This is a genomic window from Arhodomonas sp. KWT (genome assembly GCF_010993615.1).
Genome location: NZ_WNXE01000153.1, coordinates 2,740 through 4,512, shown reverse-complemented (window position 1 = coordinate 4,512; position 1,773 = coordinate 2,740). Strand labels below are relative to the sequence as shown.

Genomic DNA, 1,773 nt, shown 5'->3' with positions numbered 1-1,773 from the left:
CGAGCGACTTGAGCCGGCGGCCGTCCCCGCCGATGACGATCTTCTTCTGCCCCGGCCGCTCGACCCAGATCACCGCGGCGATGCGGCGCAGCCGCCCCTCCTGCTCGAACGCCTCGATCTCGACGGTGGTCGCATAGGGCAGCTCCTCGCCGAGACCGGCCATGAGCTGCTCGCGGATGAGCTCCGCGGCCATGAAGCGCTCGGAGCGGTCCGTGACCTGCTCCTCCGGGAACAGTGCAGGCCCCTCCGGCAGGCGGGCGACGAGCTCCTGCTCCAGCGCCTCGAGGTTGCTGTGCCGCTGTGCCGAAACCGGCACCACCGCGGCGAAATCATGGCGCTGACTGAGCCGCTCGATCAGAGGCAGCAGCTGGGTCTTGTCGGGGATCCGGTCGACCTTGTTTATCGCGAGCACCACCGGCACCCTGACCGACTTGAGGCGCTCGAAGACGAGATCATCATCCTCGGTCCAGCGACTGGCGTCGACCACCACCAGCACGACATCGACGTCGTCCAGCGCCTGCCCCGCGGCCTCGTTGAGGTAACGGTTCATCGCCGTTTTCGTGGCCCGGTGCAGCCCGGGGGTGTCCACATACACGAGCTGCGCGCCCTCGATGTGGTGCACGCCGATGATGCGGTGGCGCGTGGTCTGCGGCTTGCGGGTAACGATGCTGACCTTCTGCCCGAGCAGGGCATTGAGCAGCGTCGACTTGCCCGCGTTGGGTCGTCCCATCAGGGCGACAAAGCCGCTGCGCATGGTCTCGGTGGCCGTGCTCATCCGGCCCTGCCTCCGTCATTATCGCCCTCGCGCAGACGCGTGAGCATGGATTCGGCCGCCTGCTGTTCGGCACGGCGGCGAGAGTTCGCGCGGCCCTCGCTGGTCACCGCCAGTTCCTCGACATGGCAATGCACACGAAAGGTCTGGTCGTGGGCGCGCCCCTCGACGTCCACCACCTCGTAGGCCGGCAGCGGCAGCCGCCGCGACTGGAGGTACTCCTGCAGACGGGTCTTGGGGTCCTTGAGCTGGCGCTGCTCGGGCAGGTCCGCCAGCCACTCCCGGTAGAGCCCGAGGATGACGTCGCGGCAGGCCTCGAAGCCGCCGTCGAGGTAGATCGCGCCGAGCACCGCCTCGGTCGCGTCGGCGAGGATGGAGTCGCGACGGTGACCGCCGGTCTTCAGCTCGCCGCCGCCGAGGTGGATGTAGCCGCCGAGCTCCAGCCGCCGGGCCAGCCGCGCGAGCGAATTCTTGTTGACCAGGTTGGCACGCAGGCGGCTGAGCTCGCCCTCGCGGGCCTCCGGGCGCCGTTCGAACACGGCGGCGGCGATGACGAAGTTCAGCACACTGTCGCCGAGGAACTCCAGGCGCTCGTTGTTGGGCCCGCTCGCACTGCGATGGGTCAGCGCCTGCTCGAGCAGCGCCGCATCGCGGAATCGGTACCCCAGGTCCTGCTGCAATCGCTCGGCCGTCACGTCACTTGTTTCGGATGAGGGTGGATTTCTTGAAATGGGCGACGAAGTCGAGGTTGGCGATGAACGGCCGCCGTACCTCGTACTCCACCGACGCCTCGATGCCGCCGCGCACCTCCTCGAACTGGAGGTCCTTGGCCTTGATGTTATTGATGTCGTTGATGATCAGCCGGCGCGAGAAGGTCTCGCGGATGTCCTTCTGGTTATTGCCGGTGAACTGCTTCTGCCCGCTTATCCCCTCGAGGATGGTGCCAACGGAGTGGGCCTCCAGGTAGACCGGCACGAGCCGCATGGCGATAAGCGCCAGCA

The 1,773-nt window shown here is 67.4% G+C and carries 3 protein-coding genes; all 3 read right to left on the bottom strand.

The window, feature by feature from the left end; all coding sequences use genetic code 11:
• Positions 1-775 (bottom strand): GTPase Era (gene era, locus G7A99_RS15450; RefSeq protein WP_163141723.1); only part of this gene is annotated, 775 nt, incomplete at its 3' end.
• A complete protein-coding gene (gene rnc, locus G7A99_RS15445; protein WP_156831207.1) occupies positions 772-1,467 on the bottom strand; it encodes a ribonuclease III in 696 nt (231 codons plus the stop codon). The genes era and rnc, both read right to left, overlap by 4 nt.
• Position 1,468: 1 nt before the next feature.
• Positions 1,469-1,773 (bottom strand): DUF4845 domain-containing protein (locus G7A99_RS15440; protein ID WP_163141720.1); only part of this gene is annotated, 305 nt, incomplete at its 5' end.